Below are 15,044 nucleotides of genomic sequence, written 5' to 3'. Positions count from 1 at the left end.
CCCGACAGTTTAGCCGCGCTTCACAGCGCCCCTTCCGCCGCGGGCTAGGCTGGCGCGGTGATTCTGCCCCTTCTTTCGATCGGCGTGATCGGGGGACTCTTCGCGGGTCTCTTCGGGGTCGGCGGCGGCTTCATCATGGTGCCGCTCATGCTGCTGTGGCTGCGCTTCGATCAGCGGAGAGCATCCGCCACCTCGCTGCTCGCGATCGTGCCCCCGGCAGCTCTGTCGGCGACGCTGTACGGCGCCCAGGGGCAGATCGACGTGCTCGCGGCCGCGATCATCGCCGCCGGCGCCCTCGGCGGCGCACCCCTCGGGGCGATGCTGCTGCGCCGCCTGCCGCTGGTGGCGCTGAAGTGGCTGTTCATCGCGGGGCTCGTGGCGACGGCGCTGCGGCTCGTGCTCACCGTGCCGCAGCGCGACGGCGCGATCGACTACGGCGTGGCCGCCGTGATCGGGCTTGTGGCGCTCGGGCTGGTGATGGGCGTCGTCGCCGGCCTGCTCGGCGTCGGCGGCGGCATCATCGCGGTGCCCGTTCTCATCGCGCTCTTCGGCATGGGCGACCTCCTGGCGAAGGGCACCTCGCTGCTCGCGCTGATCCCGGGAGCCCTGCTCGGCACGCTCGCCAATCGCCGAGCCGGACTGCTCCACGTGCGCGACGCCCTGCTGATGGGTCTCGCCGCGGCGGCGAGCTCGGTGGGAGGCGTGGCACTGGCATTCTGGCTGCCCGCGCAGCTGTCGGCCTGGCTGTTCGCCGCCCTGCTGCTCGCGGTGATCATCCAGCTGGCCCTCAGACCAGCAGGGCCGTCGCCCCGTCGATCAGACACCGCCACGCCCTGAATGCGACAGGATGTCTGGCATGGGCGAGCGGAGAGACGAACCTGATGCACCTCGTGTGCCGCTGACGACCATCGCCAAGGTGACGTCGATCATCCTCGAGGTCGCGCGCGAGAACGGACCGATTGGCGTTCGAGAACTGGCGCGAAAGACGGGAGTCGACCGAAGCGCCGTCAGCAGAATCGCGGCGGAGCTCCGTGAACTCGGCATCTTTGCCGAGACTCCCGACGGCACCTGTGCGCCAGGCCCAGAACTGTGGGCGCTCTCGAGCCACCTACGCCGGTCAACCTCCATCGACGCCGCGGCTGGGCGCACCGTGAGCGACCTCGCCAGCCGCTTTCGCGAGACTGCGGCGGCCGTCATCGTCGGAGACACCGGCGCTCGGGTAATGCATGCCTCGATTGCGGGCGGCCCTGTCGCGGTGATTCTCACTCCCGGAGCTCTCGCGCCGGTCTCGATATCAAACTCTCGCCACGACAGCACAACCGTCGTAGCCGCTCATGACGGAGCAACATACATCTCGGCCGAGGTCGGCTCTGACGAAGCAGGTCGTCGGTGGTGGCTACTCCTCGCACTGCCTGAGCATCGCACCACCGCGGAGACCATCTCACGGGCACAGCGCGCCCTGTCGGAGGCCGTCGGCACCCTTCGCCTCGACACCTCTTGGTGACCGTCACGACGATCGGCGATGCAAGGACTCGTGAAGAGCTCGCCCCTCCCGATCAGAGGCCGAGCTCGGCGAGCGCTGCATCCATCTTCTCGAGCATGAGGGCGTAGCCTTCGTCGTTGGGGTGCAGCCCGTCGGTGGCCATCAGGCCGGGAGCGCCCGCGATCCAGGTCGACGCCCCCGGGATGAACGGCAGGTCGTAGCGCTCGGCCGCGGCGCGCACCCAGCCGATGATGGTTTCGAGCGACGCGGGCCGCTCGGCCGTGTACCAGAAGGGCTCGACGACGACGATGCGCGCCTCCGGCAGCGCCTCGGTCAGGCGGGCGAGATCGGTGTCGATCTGCTGCTCGATCTCGTCGGCACGCGCGTCGAACGAGAAGGAGTCGTTGAGCCCCATCGTCACGATGACGATGTCGGGCTGCTGGTCGATGATCAGTGCCGGCAGGTCGGTGTCGGCGAACGCGCGCCGGTTGTTGATGAAGCCGAGCCCGTTGACGCTCGGGTTGAACTCGCGCCAGCCGCGCCGCTCGGCCAGTTGGGTCGACCACCGCACCGAAAGGTCGCTCGCGCCGGTGCCGAGCGTGTACGAGTCGCCGTAGAAGGCGACGAGCGGCCGATCGTCGTCGGCCGGGTCGACGCCGGTGCCGGGTGCGACCGCGGGCGCGCATCCCGCCAGCACGGCGAGCGCGGTCAGGGCGGCGACGACGGCTCCGACCAGCGAACGGGGGCGGCGGATGCTCATGCCCCCTATTCGACGCCCTCCGGCTGAGGGTTCGCCCGGGGTCGCACCCGCCCGTCACCCACCGAAACCGCGCCCTCGACGATGCCCCCTCGGGCTGGGGCGAAGGGGCGCGCAACCTTCCAGATCTGCGGACCGGAATGACCAGCGTTCACCTCGATCCGCAATTCCGGAAGGTACGGAGACCGGTGGAGCCGCCGCGGGGACGAGGGGACGGTGGACGCCGACGACAGCGATGAGGACAGCGCCAGGATGCGCACGACGCAGCGCGACGCCCTACGTCAGTTCATCGGCACGCACAGGTGCCAGCGTCGGGCGCTTCGCCGTCCGGTGGTCGCCCGAGGAGCGACCGGTCAGGCGGCGGCCGATCCATGGCAGCACGTAGCGGCGCCAGTACTCCGCGGTCCGCGGGCGGGCGGAATCGTCGACGCCGGGGAGGTCTTCCGCCTGGGCGTCGGGCGCACCGGGCGGGGCGGGCACGGCGACCTCGAGCGCGGCGAGCACGTTCGCCGCCGCCCGGGCGTGACCCCGCGCGTTGAGGTGCAGCCTGTCGACCGACCAGTAGGCGAGCTCGGGCAGGTGCGGGTCAGACCAGTTGTCGACGAAGAGCACCCCCGAGCCCTCGAGCCGCTCGCGCACCGCGCGGGCGAGCGCGTCGCCGCGGCGCGCGAACGTCGAGCCCATCGGGAGGTGCCGGGTCGGGTTGCCCCCACTGACGATCATCACCCGCACACCCTGGTCGCGGGCGGCGAGCGCCGCGGCGGTCAGGCGGTCGGCGACGCCGTCGATCGAGACACGCGGCCGCAGAATATCGTTGCCCCCGCCGTTGATGCTCAGCAGCTGCGGGCGCAGCGCGAGTGCGGCTGGCAGCTGGTCATCGACGATCGGCGCGAGGAGCCGCCCGCGGATCGCGAGATTGGCGTAGCCGACCGACCCGCCTGCCGCGTGCGCGAGGGCCGCCGCGACGAGGTCGGCCCAGCCGCGCGGCGTGCCGTCGGCCCGCTCGTCGCCCATGCCCTCGGTGAAGCTGTCGCCGATCGCGGCGTAGCTCGGCACCGGCGGCATCAGAGTCTCCGTGCCGCGCCGCTCAGCGCTTCGCGGCGACGAGCTCGGCGAGCTGCACGGCGTTGAGCGCCGCCCCCTTGCGGAGGTTGTCGTTGCTGATGAACATCGCCAGGCCCCGACCGCCGGGAACACCCTCGTCGGCGCGGATGCGCCCGACCAGCGAGGGGTCGTCGCCAGCGGCGTCGAGCGGGGTGGGAACATCCATCAGCTGGACACCCGGCGCATCGGCCAGCAGCTCGCGCGCGCGCTCGGGGCTGATCGGCCGCGCGAACTCGGCGTTGATCGCGAGCGAGTGGCCGGTGAACACCGGCACCCGCACGCACAGGCCGCTGACGCGCAGCTCGGGCAGCTCGAGGATCTTGCGCGACTCGTTGCGCAGCTTCTTCTCCTCGTCGGTCTCGCCCAGGCCGTCATCGACGAAGGAGCCCGCCTGCGGAATGACGTTGAAGGCGATGCGCTTCGGGAAGGTCCGCACCTCGGGGTACTCGACGGCGTCGCCGTCGTGCACGAGCCCCATGGCGTCGTGCGCGACGACCGCGCGGGCCTGCTCGAGCAGAACCTCGCCGCCGACGAGGCCCGCGCCGGAGACGGCCTGGTAGGTGCTGACGATGAGCCGCTCGAGGCCGGCCTCGGCGTCGAGCACCTTCAGCACCGGCATCGCGGCCATCGTCGTGCAGTTCGGGTTCGCGATGATCCCCTTGACCGCCTGGTCGATGGCGTGCGGGTTGACCTCGCTCACGACGAGCGGCACCTCCGGGTCCATGCGCCAGCCGGAGGAGTTGTCGATGACGGTCACGCCCGCCGCGGCGAAGCGCGGCGCCTGCGCCTTGCTGAGCGTGGCACCCGCGCTGAAGATCGCGATGTCCAGCCCGCTCGGGTCGGCCGTCTCGGCATCCTCCACGACGATCTCGCGATCGCCCCACGGGATGACCGTTCCGGCGCTGCGCGCACTGGCGAAGAAGCGCAGCTCGCCGACGGGGAAGTCGCGGTCGAGCAGCAGCTGGCGCACCACGGCGCCGACCTGCCCGGTGGCGCCGACGACGCCGAGGTTCACGGTGGTCGCCATGGTCATCGCCCCGTTCCCGCGTAGACGACCGCGTCGGTGTCACCATCGAGGCCGAAGGCCGTGTGCACGGCCCGCACCGCGTCGTTCAGCATGTCCGCGCGGATGACCACCGAGATGCGGATCTCGGAGGTGCTGATCATCTCCATGTTGATGCCCGCGTTCTTCAGCGTGGTGAACAGCTGCGCCGAGACGCCGGCGCTCGTGCGCATGCCGCCGCCGACCACCGACAGCTTGCCGATCTGGTCGTCGTAGGCGAGTGCCTCGAACCCGAGGGTCGCCTGCACCGCCTTCAGCGCGGTGAGCACCTTCTCGCCGTCGGCCTTCGGCAGGGTGAAGCTGATATCGGTGCGGCTCGTCGCGGCGGTCGACACGTTCTGCACGATCATGTCGATGTTGGCACCGGTCTCGGCGACGATCGTGAAGATGTCGGCGGCCATGCCAGGGGTATCGGGCACGCCGACCACGGTGATCTTCGCCTCGCTCAGATCGCCGGCGACCCCGGTGATGATCGGCTCTTCCATCGTCTCTCCCTCTGTTCCGCTGACAACCCAGGTGCCCTCGTTGGGCGTGAACGACGACCGCACGTGCAGAGTGACCCCGTGCCGGCGGGCGAACTCGACCGCGCGGATGTGCAGCACCTTCGCGCCCGCGGCCGCGAGCTCGAGCATCTCCTCCGCCGTGACGCGGTCGACCTTGCGCGCCTTCTTCACCACGCGCGGGTCGGCGGTGAAGACGCCGTCGACGTCGGTGTAGATCTCGCACACGTCAGCGCCGAGCGCCGCAGCCAGCGCGACCGCGGTGGTGTCGCTGCCGCCGCGACCGAGCGTCGTGATGTCGCGACTGTCGCGGTTGAAGCCCTGGAACCCGGCGACGATCGCGATGGCCCCCTCGTCGAGGGCCTCCTGCACGCGCACCGGGGTGACGTCGACGATGCGGGCGGCGCCGTGGCGGGCATCCGTGATCATGCCGGCCTGGCTGCCGGTGAACGAGCGCGCGTCGTGACCCATGCTGCGGATCGCCATGGCGAGCAGCGCCATCGAGATGCGCTCGCCCGTCGTGAGCAGCATGTCCATCTCGCGCGGGTCGGGCAGCGGGGTGACCTGGTGGGCGAGGTCGATGAGCTCGTCGGTGGTGTCGCCCATCGCGCTCACGGCGACGACCACCTGGTTGCCGGCGGTGCGGGTGGCGACGATGCGCTTGGCGACGCGCTTGATGCTCTCGGCGTCGGCGACCGAGGAGCCGCCGAACTTCTGCACGATGAGGCTCACGGCGGATCTCCTGGAAGGGTGTGACGCAGCGGGGTGACGCAGCGGTGCTTGTGGCGAATGGTGGCGGCGGCGCGGTGCGCAGTGCAGGCCCGGCCGCAGGCGCGACGTCGATGGCGAGCCGTGGAGGCCGATTCTACCCGTGCCGGATGCCCGCTCGGGCATGCGGGCCGGCGCGATCCGCTCCAACCGGGGTCAGAGCGTGCGGCGCCCCTCGAACGCGCGGCCCAGCGTGACCTCGTCGGCGTACTCGAGGTCGCCGCCGACGGGCAGGCCGCTCGCGAGCCGCGAGACGGTGAGCCCGGGCTGCACGAGCAGACGGGAGAGGTAGGTTGCCGTGGCCTCGCCCTCGAGGTTCGGGTCGGTGGCGATGATGACCTCGGTGACGGTGCCGTCGCGCAGGCGGCCGAGCAACTGGCTGATGCGCAGATCGTCGGGGCCGATGCCGTCGATCGGGCTGATCGCGCCGCCGAGCACGTGGTACAGCCCGCGGAACTCGCGCGTGCGCTCGATCGCGACGACGTCTTTCGCCTCCTCGACAACGCAGATGCTCGTGGGGCTGCGGCGCGGGTCGCGGCAGATCGAGCACTGCGCCTCTTCCGCGACATTGCCGCAGATCTCGCAGAAGCGCACCTTCTCGCGCACGTCGATGAGCAACTGCGACAGCCGGGTGACGTCGAACGACTCGGTCTGCAGAATGTGGAAGGCGATGCGCTGCGCCGACTTCGGCCCGATACCGGGCAGGCGCCCGAACTCATCGATCAGGTCTTGGATGATGCCGTCGTACATCAGTACTCATCCCGGAACGGGTCGGGCGCATCGGCGCTCGACGGCTGATCGGGATCGCGCGGCGCCGGGGCGGCGTCGGGGATGCCCTCCGCGGGCAGCTCGGCCCCACCGGCCACGCTGACCGCGGGCTCGAGGATCTCCTCGCCGAGGAAGGTCGCGCCGAGCACCTCGCGCACCACGGCCTCGCCGTAGCGCTGACGGCCATCGACCTCGGCGCGATGCACGACCGCGGCGGGGGCGGCGGGCGGGGCGGATGCGGTCTCGGGGCTGCTCGCGGGGCTGGCCGCACTGGCAGCGCTGCTGGGGCTGTCGGCGCTGGCCGGGCTGGCGCTCGCCGGGCTCGCAGACGCCGGGCTGGCGCTCGCGGGGCTCGCAGACGCCGATGCGGTGCTCGTCGGGATCGGCGCGACGACCCAGTCGGTGACCGGTGCGGCTGCGGGAGAGGGGGGCGGCGTGGCGGCGGGCTTGGCCGGCGCGGACTTCGGCGGGGCAGATGCGACGGCGGGCTTCGGCGCGGCGGGCTTCTCGGCCGGCGCCGTCGCGGCGGGGGTGGCGGGCGACGCGGCGGGAGCATCCGTCACCGGCGTGACCCGGACGATGAACTTGACGCGCACGCCGAGCACCTGCTGGATCGCTGCGCGCACGTGCTCGCTGACGCTGTCGGCGGGGGCGGTGCGCTGCTTGAACGCGGCCGCGTCGGCCTCGGTCGGGAAGGCGATCGTGAGCACGTCGTCATCGAGGGCGGCGGGGGTGGTCGCGAAGACGATGGTCCACGAGCTGCGCTTGTGCTGCTGCACCGCGTCGAGCACGGCGGGCCAGGCCTCCTGCACACGGGCGAGCGTGAGGGGCTCGGCCGGAGCGGCGGGCTGGGTTGCGGCCGGCTCGACTGCGGCTGGCTCGGCCGCGGCGGGCACGGCCGCGACGGGCACGGCCGCGACGGGCTCGGGCGGAGCGGGCGGAGCGGCCAGGGGCTCGGGCGCCGACGGCGCCGCCGCCGGCACGGGTGCTGACGCGGCAGCCCGGGTGGGTGACACGGGTGTGGCGGTCTTCGCGGCCTCGCCCCCGAGGGCGACGAGCACGCGCGCCGTCATGAGCTCGAGGTGCAGCCTCGGCGAGGTCGCGCCGGTCATCTCGGTGAGAGCCTTGTTGACCACGTCGGCCGCGCGCGACAGCTCGGCGGGCGTGAAGCCGGCGGCCTGCTCGCGCATCGCCTGCAGGTCGGCATCGGGGATGCCGTGCAGCACCTCGGCGGCGTTGTCGGCCGTCGCCTGCACGACGATGAGGTCGCGCAGGCGCTCGAGCAGATCATCGACGAACCGGCGAGGGTCCTGCCCGGTCTGGATGACCCGGTCGACGGCGTGGAAGGCGGCCGCGGCGTCGCGCGCACCAATCGCCGTGACGACCTCGTCGAGCAGGGCGCCGTGCGTGTAACCGAGCAGGGCGACCGCGCGCTCGTAGGTGACGGTCGCGTCATCCGAGCCCGCCATGAGCTGGTCGAGCAGCGAGAGCGTGTCGCGCACCGAGCCGCCGCCGGCCCGCACGACGAGCGGCAGCACGCCGGGCTCGATCGTGACGTTCTCGCTCGCGCACAGCTGCTGCACGTACTCGAGCAGCTGCGCGGGCGGCACGAGCCGGAACGGATAGTGATGCGTGCGCGAGCGGATGGTGCCGATGACCTTCTCGGGCTCGGTCGTCGCGAAGATGAACTTCACGTGCTCCGGCGGCTCCTCCACGATCTTCAGCAGCGCGTTGAAGCCCTGCGGCGTCACCATGTGCGCCTCGTCGAGGATGAAGATCTTGTAGCGGTCGCGTGCGGGGGCGAACACGGCGCGCTCGCGCAGATCGCGCGCATCGTCGACGCCGTTGTGGCTGGCGGCATCGATCTCGACGACGTCGAGTGAGCCGCCACCCTCGCGGCTGAGCTCGACGCAGCTCGGGCACACGCCGCACGGGGTGTCGGTCGGACCCTCGGCGCAGTTCAGGCAGCGGGCCAGGATGCGGGCCGACGTCGTCTTGCCGCAGCCGCGCGGCCCGCTGAACAGGTACGCGTGGTTCACCCGGTCTCCGCGGAGGGCGGCGCGCAGCGGGTCGGTCACGTGGCTCTGGCCGATGAGCTCGGCGAACGTCTCGGGCCGGTAGCGGCGGTAGAGGGCGGTGACCACGTGCCCAGCGTAGTCGCCACCTCGGATGCCCGAGCCGGGCATCCCGCCCCCGTGGTTGCACGAATGAAGGACTTCCGGGCGCGGGTCACGGCGAGTCGCGGCGACACGCCGACGCAAGATGCCCGGCGTCCTTCATTCGTGCAGGCGCAGCCGCGGGGCTCAGGCGACGAGGGCGGCGGCGGCCTGCGCGATCGCGAGCTCCTCGTTCGTCGGCACGACGAGCACGGCGACGCGCGAGCCCTCCGGCGAGATGACGCGAGCGTCGCGCGAGGGCGACTCGTTGCGCGCGGCGTCGAGCGCGAGCCCGAGGTGCTCGAGCCCCGCCAGCGCCCGCGCGCGCAGCGCGGGCGCGTTCTCTCCGACGCCGGCCGTGAAGACCACGGCGTCGAGGCCGCCCAGCTGGGCGAGGTACGCCCCGACGTAGTGCCGGATGCGGTGCGCCCAGACCGCGAGCGCGCGCTCCGCATCCGCATCGCCCGATTCGGCGGCCGCGCGCACGTCCCGCATGTCGGACGATCCGGCGAGACCGAGCAGCCCGCTGCGGCTGTTGAGCAGGCGGTCCAGCTCATCGATGGAGAGCCCCGAGCGCAGCAGGTGCAGCAGCGCCCCCGGGTCGAGGTCGCCCGAGCGTGTGCCCATGACAAGCCCGGCGAGCGGGGTGAGCCCCATCGAGGTGTCGATCGAGCGGCCGCCGTCGATCGCCGTCGCCGAGGCGCCGTTGCCGAGGTGCAGCACGATGAGCTTGAGCTCGGCCAGCGGGCGCCCGAGCAGCGCCGCGGCCCGGACGGCCACGAACTGGTGGCTCGTGCCGTGGAAGCCGTAGCGCCGCACGCCGTGCTCGGCCGCGACGGCGCGGTCGATCGCGTAGATCGCGGCGGCGGGCGGCATCGTCTGGTGGAAGGCCGTGTCGAACACCGCGACGTGCGGCACGCCGGGCAGCGCGGCGCGCGCGGCCCGGATTCCCGCGAGGTTCGCCGGGTTGTGCAGCGGGGCGAGAGCGCTGACCGCCTGGATGCTCGCCTCCACCTCCGCGTCGATCACCACGGGCGCCGTGAACACGTCGCCGCCGTGCACGACGCGGTGCCCGACCGCGGCGATGGTGCCCGCCTCGGCGCCGAGGCGCTCGAGCACGAGCATCATGCCCGCCGTGTGGTCAGCCGCGTCGCCCGCCGGCTGCCCATCAGTATCGCGCTGCCCGATGCGCTCGAGCATCCCCGCCAGCACCACCTGCTCGCTCGCGACGTCGATGAGCTGGTACTTGATCGAGCTCGACCCCGAGTTGACGACGAAGACGCGCACTACGCCGTGCCCCCGATGGTCGAGATCGGCATGGTCGGCGGCGGGGGCGTGCGCTGCGCCTGGATCGCGGTGATGGCGACCGTGTTGACGATGTCGCTCACGAGAGCGCCGCGGCTGAGGTCGTTGACGGGCTTGCGCAGACCCTGCAGCACCGGCCCGACGGCGACGGCGCCCGCCGAGCGCTGCACTGCCTTATAGGTGTTGTTGCCGGTGTTGAGGTCGGGGAAGACGAACACGGTCGCGCGGCCGGCCACGGGCGAGCCCGGCATCTTCGAGGCCGCGACGCTCGGCTCGGCCGCCGCGTCGTACTGCATCGGCCCGTCGACCAGCAGTTCGGGCGCCCGCTCGCGCACCAGCTGGGTCGCCGCGCGCACCTTCTCGACGTCGTCACCCGCGCCCGAGTCGCCGGTCGAGTACGACAGCATCGCCACGCGCGGCTCGATCGCGAACTGCGCCGCCGTCGCCGCCGACGAGATCGCGATGTCGGCGAGCTGCTCGGCGGTCGGGTCGGGAATCACCGCGCAGTCGCCGTAGACGAGCACGCGGTCGGCGAGGCACATGAAGAACACGCTCGACACGACGGAGACGCCCGGGTCGGTCTTGATGATCTCGAAGCTCGGGCGGATCGTGTGCGCCGTCGTGTGCGCCGCCCCCGACACCATGCCGTCGGCGAGCCCGAGGTGCACCATCATCGTGCCGAAGTAGCTGACGTCGGTGACGACATCGCGCGCGGTCTCGTAGGTGACGCCCTTGTGGGCCCGCAGCCGCGCGTACTCCTCCGCGAAGCGGTGCCGGTGCTGCTCATCGAGCGGCGACAGGATGCGCGCCCCCGACAGGTCGAGCCCGAGCTCGGCGGCGCGCGCCCGCACGGACTGCTCGTCCCCGAGAATCGTCAGCTCGCACACCCCGCGCTGCAGCAGGGTGCCGGCCGCGCGCAGCACGCGGTCATCGTCGCCCTCCGGCAGCACGATGTGCTTGCGGTCGCCGCGCGCCCGCTCGAGCAGGTCGAACTCGAACATGAGGGGCGTCACGGCGCCGGCCCGCGTCACATCGAGACGGTTCATGAGCGCCTCGGCGTCGATGTGGCGCTCCCACAGCGCCAGTGCCGTGTCGTACTTGCGCTGGCTGTCAGCGGCCAGCCGACCCCGGGCGCTCATGATGGCGCGCACGGTGTCGTAGGTGCCCGACTCGGCCCGCACGATCGGCAGGCTCGGGTCGAGCCCGTCGACGAGGCTCTGCACCGCATCCGGGGTCTCGAACCCGCCGTAGAGGATGATCGCCGCCAGGCTCGGGAACGTCTCGCTGGCATGCGCCATGAGCACGGCCAGCAGCACCTCGCTGCGGTCGCCCGGAATGAGCACGACAGCGCCCTCGGTGAGGCGCGGCAGCACGTTCTCCATCGACATGCCGGCGACGACCGCACCCAGCACCTCGCGCTGCAGCAGGGCAGGGTCGCCGCGCACGACGGTGCCACCGACCGCCTGCACGACCGCGTCGACGGTCGGGGCGATCAGGTACGGGTCCTCCGGGATGCTCGCCACGAGCGCCTCGGGGGCCACGGTCTGCACGGCCGCGACGATGGCGTCGAGCGCCCCGGGGTCTGCCCGGTTCGCGATGATGCCGAGCAGCTGCGCGTGCTCGTGCTGCAGCTCGGCGACCGCCACCTCGGCGACCCGGCGCATGTCGTCGGCCGAGCGCGGCCCCGACTCGTCGAGCCCGCGGCCGCCCGTCGACCCGCTCTCGCGCCCGCCGATCACCAGCAGCACCGGAGCGCCCAGGTTGGCGGCGATGCGCGCATTGAACGAGAGCTCGGTCGGGCTCGACACGTCGGTGTAGTCGCTGCCGACGATGACGACCGCGTCGCTGCGCTGCGCCACCGCGTGGTAGCGCTCGACGATCACGGCGAGCGCCGCCTCCGGGTCGGCGTGCACCGCGTCGTAGCCGACGCCCACGCACTCGTCGTAGGAGAGGTCGACGCCGTCGTGCGCGAGCAGCACGTCGAGAACGTAATCCCGCTCCTCGCTCGACCGCGCGACGGGCCGGAACACCCCCACCCGCTTCACGCGATGACTGAGTGAGTCGACGAGCCCGAGAGCGATGGTCGACTTGCCCGAGTTGCCCTCGGCGGAGGTGACGTAGATGCTGCGCGACATTTCGCCCAGCCTAGAGCGACGGCCTCGGAGGGCCCAGGGTCGATGGTCCCGACGGGCAGCGGCGGGCATCCGCACCCACAAAAAAGGACCCCTCGCGCACCCGCCAGAGCCCGGTTACCCTTGCTGCATTTCTGCCCTGGGGGAGTTGGCCTGGATGGCGCCACGCGAGGAGCCGCCCCTAGTTTACGGGTAGCATGGCCGAGTCGTCGCGCGCGAGCGCTGCGGCCGCCCGGAGGATTCGCCTAGTGGCCTATGGCGCACGCTTGGAAAGCGTGTTGGGTGCAAGCCCTCGGGGGTTCGAATCCCCCATCCTCCGCCACACCGCCCCGCGCGAGGTGCTGCAGCTCGGGCGGTCAGGCCACCACGGGAGAGCGCTCCTCGAGACCCCAGGCCTGCCCGTAGCCGCCCTCGGCCTCGGGGCGCGCCATGAGGTCGAGGAAGGGCTGCGCATCGAAAGCCTCCGGGCCCAGCACGCCGGCGCCGCTCCACGCGCCCGTGGCGAGTAGCTCGAGCGCGATGACGGGATTGAGCGCGGTCTGCCACACAACGCACTGGCTCTCGTACTCGGCCATCGTCCACTCGTTGTCGGAGACGTGGTACAGGTACACCGCGCGGGGCTGGCCGTCGACCCCGGTGCCGGTCACCCAGAGGCCGGCGCAGGTCTTGCCGGTCATCCGCGGGCCGAGGGTGGCCGGGTCGGGCAGACCGGCCGCGACGACGTCGCGGGGCGCGACCTCGACGGGGCCGCTCTTCGACCGCACCCGAATCGGCTCGGTCTTGTCGAGGCCGAGCTGGTTGAGGGTCTTGAGAGTGCCGATGAACTCGTCGCCGAGGCCGTACTTGAAGGTCACGCGCTTGGCCTCGAGCCAGCGCGGCATCAGCAGCACCTCCTCGTGCTCGACGTTGACGCACTCGACCGGGCCGATTCCCTCGGGAAAGTCGAAGACCTCGGGCTCGCTGAACGGCGGGGTGGTGAACCAGCCGCGGCCCTTCTCCCAGATCACCGGCGGGTTGAGGCACTCCTCGATGGTCGTCCAGATCGAGAACGAGGGGGCGAAGATCTCGTTGCCCTCGTCGTCGCGCACGACGAGGTTGGCGCCGTCGCGCGTGCCGAGCTCGTCGACCTCGCGGAACAGGTGGTCGACGGCGTAGCGCGCGAACACGTCGCTGAGCCCGGGCTCGACGCCCATGCCGACGAGCGCGAGGCGACCCGCCTTCTCCCACTCCTCGGCGACGGCGAACTGCTCGTCGCCGAGCTTCACACCGGTCAGCTCGTAGGGCTGCGAGGGGTGCGGCACCGAGAGGCTCATCGCCATGTCCATGTAGTCGGCGCCGGCGGCGATCGCCCCGCGGAAGATCGGCATGACGAACTTCGGCTCAACGGCGTTCATGACGTGCGTGGCCCGATGCTCGCGCGCGACGCGCTCGACGACGGCGGCGTCGGAGGCGTCGATCTGCGCGGCGACGAAGCGGTCACCCTGTGGGCCGTGCTTGGCCTCGATCCAGGCGATGGTGCGCTCGGCGCGGGCGATGTCGTAGTCGCTGACGATGATCGTCTCGAAGAACGAGCGGCGGGCGGCAATCTTTGCGATGGCGTCTCCGACGCCTCCGGCGCCGACAAGCAGAATCCTCATGCGGTCATGTTATCCAGATGGACAACACGTCCGCCACCCTCGCTTTACGCGGTCCCGGCGGGCGGCTGCGCAGGCGCGGTCAGCGCTCGAGCGGCGGAACCGTGCGCGGCCGCACGATAAGCCACAGGCTCACGATCGACACGACCGACGTCGCGGCCATGACGGATCCCATCGGCACGGCGCTCGTGATGCCGAACAGACCGACGATCGGCGAGAGCAGCCCGGCGAGCCCGAAGTTCATCGCCCCCAGCAGCGAGGCCGCGGTGCCCGCCTCGCTGCCGTGGTTGACCAACGCGAGCGCCTGCACCATCGGGAACCCGAAGCCGCAGGCGGTGATGAAGAACCACAGCGGCACGACCGTGCCCCAGAAACCCGCGCCGGCCAGGTCGAGCACGATGATCGCCATCGAGCTGCCCAGAAGCACGAGCGTCGACACCGCCAGAATCCATTGCGGGGGGATGCGGCGCGCAAGCCGCGAGCTGACCTGCACCCCCGCGACCACGCCGATCGAGTTCATCGCGAAGAGCAGTCCGTAGCCCTGCGGGTCGAGGCCGTAGACCTCCTGGAACAAGAACGGCGAGGCCGAGAGGTAGGCGAACAGACCCGAGAAGGACATCCCGCCGATGACCGCGACGCCCAGGAAGATGCGGTCGGAGAACAACGCGCGGTAGCGGTCGCCGATCGTGGCGTGCCCAGCCGTGACCCGCCGCTCGGGCGGGAGCGTCTCGACGATCAGCAGGCTCGCCGCGACGACGATGACGACCCCGTACGCCGCGAGCACGACGAACAGGCCGCGCCACGGCATCACGAGCAGCAGCTGAGAGCCGATCACCGGGGCCAGGATCGGGGCGAGACCGTTGACGAGCGACAGGCGCGAGAGCATCCGCACAAGCGGATAGCCGCCGAAGAGGTCGCGCACGGTCGCCATCGCGACCACGCCGCCCGCGGCCGCGCCGAAGCCCTGCAGCACGCGGAACACCATCAGCCAGGTCACATCGGGGGCGAGCGCGACGCCGAGGCTCGCGACGACGTGCAGGCTCGTGGCCAGGATGAGCGGCAGCCGGCGTCCGACCGCGTCGCTCCACGGGCCGACCAGCAGCTGCCCGAAGGCGAAGCCGATCGTCGTGGCCGTGAGCGTCAGCTGGATCACCGCCGTCGAGACGGCGAGATCGGCCTCCACCTGGGGGAAGGCGGGGAGGTACAGGTCGATCGTGAAGGGGCCGAGTGCGGTCAGCGCTCCGAGCACGATGACGTAGAGGGCCCGCTGGCGGCGGGTGAGCAGGTCTCCGGGGTGCACGACGGACGACACGGAGAACGCTCCAAAGAAAAGGGGAATGGGGGTGGCCGACCGGCCACCCCCATCCTACGAAG

The 15,044-nt window shown here is 71.7% G+C and carries 12 protein-coding genes, 1 tRNA gene and 1 other RNA gene; 3 read left to right on the top strand and 11 right to left on the bottom strand.

The features are described from left to right. Nucleotides 1-57: 57 nt before the first annotated feature. Nucleotides 58-837, top strand: a complete 780-nt coding sequence (locus tag BJ959_RS09490; RefSeq protein WP_153982192.1) for a TSUP family transporter — start codon at nucleotides 58-60, stop codon at nucleotides 835-837. 19 nt (nucleotides 838-856) lie between these two features. Continuing rightward, the gene (locus BJ959_RS09485) at nucleotides 857-1,504 is read left to right on the top strand and encodes a MarR family transcriptional regulator (RefSeq protein WP_165879006.1); all 648 of its coding nucleotides are present in this window, start codon (nucleotides 857-859) and stop codon (nucleotides 1,502-1,504) included. Between the two features lie 52 nt (nucleotides 1,505-1,556). Here the strand turns inward: BJ959_RS09485 and BJ959_RS09480 are convergent, their stop codons facing one another. The 9 genes from BJ959_RS09480 to ffs form a co-directional block, all read right to left on the bottom strand. Beyond that, entirely contained in the window at nucleotides 1,557-2,243 is a 687-nt protein-coding gene (locus BJ959_RS09480; protein ID WP_153982194.1) for an SGNH/GDSL hydrolase family protein, read from the bottom strand. Between the two features lie 273 nt (nucleotides 2,244-2,516). Continuing rightward, nucleotides 2,517-3,305: an SGNH/GDSL hydrolase family protein gene (locus tag BJ959_RS09475; RefSeq protein WP_153982195.1), complete on the bottom strand. Its 789-nt coding sequence runs from the start codon at nucleotides 3,303-3,305 to the stop codon at nucleotides 2,517-2,519. 22 nt (nucleotides 3,306-3,327) lie between these two features. After that, a complete protein-coding gene (locus BJ959_RS09470; protein ID WP_153982196.1) occupies nucleotides 3,328-4,371 on the bottom strand; it encodes an aspartate-semialdehyde dehydrogenase in 1,044 nt (347 codons plus the stop codon). 2 nt (nucleotides 4,372-4,373) lie between these two features. Beyond that, a complete protein-coding gene (locus BJ959_RS09465) occupies nucleotides 4,374-5,639 on the bottom strand; it encodes an aspartate kinase (protein ID WP_153982197.1) in 1,266 nt (421 codons plus the stop codon). 192 nt (nucleotides 5,640-5,831) lie between these two features. After that, on the bottom strand, nucleotides 5,832-6,425 hold the full coding sequence (recR, locus tag BJ959_RS09460; RefSeq protein ID WP_047565140.1) for a recombination mediator RecR: 594 nt from the start codon (nucleotides 6,423-6,425) through the stop codon (nucleotides 5,832-5,834). Continuing rightward, a complete protein-coding gene (locus BJ959_RS09455; RefSeq protein ID WP_153982198.1) occupies nucleotides 6,425-8,587 on the bottom strand; it encodes a DNA polymerase III subunit gamma and tau in 2,163 nt (720 codons plus the stop codon). The genes recR and BJ959_RS09455 overlap by 1 nt, the downstream gene beginning before the upstream one ends. A 159-nt stretch (nucleotides 8,588-8,746) precedes the next feature. Next, nucleotides 8,747-9,886 (bottom strand): acetate/propionate family kinase, encoded by a 1,140-nt coding sequence (locus BJ959_RS09450; RefSeq protein ID WP_153982199.1) that lies wholly within the window; start codon nucleotides 9,884-9,886, stop codon nucleotides 8,747-8,749. Continuing rightward, on the bottom strand, nucleotides 9,886-12,039 hold the full coding sequence (pta, locus tag BJ959_RS09445) for a phosphate acetyltransferase (RefSeq protein ID WP_153982200.1): 2,154 nt from the start codon (nucleotides 12,037-12,039) through the stop codon (nucleotides 9,886-9,888). The genes BJ959_RS09450 and pta overlap by 1 nt, the downstream gene beginning before the upstream one ends. A gap of 80 nt (nucleotides 12,040-12,119) precedes the next feature. After that, an RNA gene (gene ffs / locus BJ959_RS09440) (signal recognition particle sRNA small type) lies at nucleotides 12,120-12,216 on the bottom strand. Between the two features lie 54 nt (nucleotides 12,217-12,270). Between ffs and BJ959_RS09435 the strand changes: the two genes are divergently transcribed. After that, a tRNA-Ser gene (locus BJ959_RS09435) sits at nucleotides 12,271-12,358 on the top strand. Between the two features lie 34 nt (nucleotides 12,359-12,392). On the opposite strand, the gene BJ959_RS09430 is transcribed toward BJ959_RS09435, so the two are convergent. Together BJ959_RS09430 and BJ959_RS09425 are read right to left on the bottom strand one after the other, a co-directional pair. Beyond that, on the bottom strand, nucleotides 12,393-13,673 hold the full coding sequence (locus BJ959_RS09430; RefSeq protein WP_153982201.1) for a saccharopine dehydrogenase family protein: 1,281 nt from the start codon (nucleotides 13,671-13,673) through the stop codon (nucleotides 12,393-12,395). Nucleotides 13,674-13,752: 79 nt separating this feature from the next. Continuing rightward, nucleotides 13,753-14,982 carry a Bcr/CflA family efflux MFS transporter gene (locus tag BJ959_RS09425; RefSeq protein WP_153982202.1) on the bottom strand — a complete coding sequence of 410 codons (1,230 nt, stop codon included), beginning with the start codon at nucleotides 14,980-14,982 and terminating at the stop codon, nucleotides 13,753-13,755. Nucleotides 14,983-15,044 lie beyond the last annotated feature (62 nt).

The organism is Microcella frigidaquae (assembly GCF_014200395.1).
GTDB lineage: Bacteria > Actinomycetota > Actinomycetes > Actinomycetales > Microbacteriaceae > Microcella > Microcella frigidaquae.
Note: the sequence above shows the minus strand (reverse complement) of the source record. Positions and strands in the feature narration are given on the sequence as shown.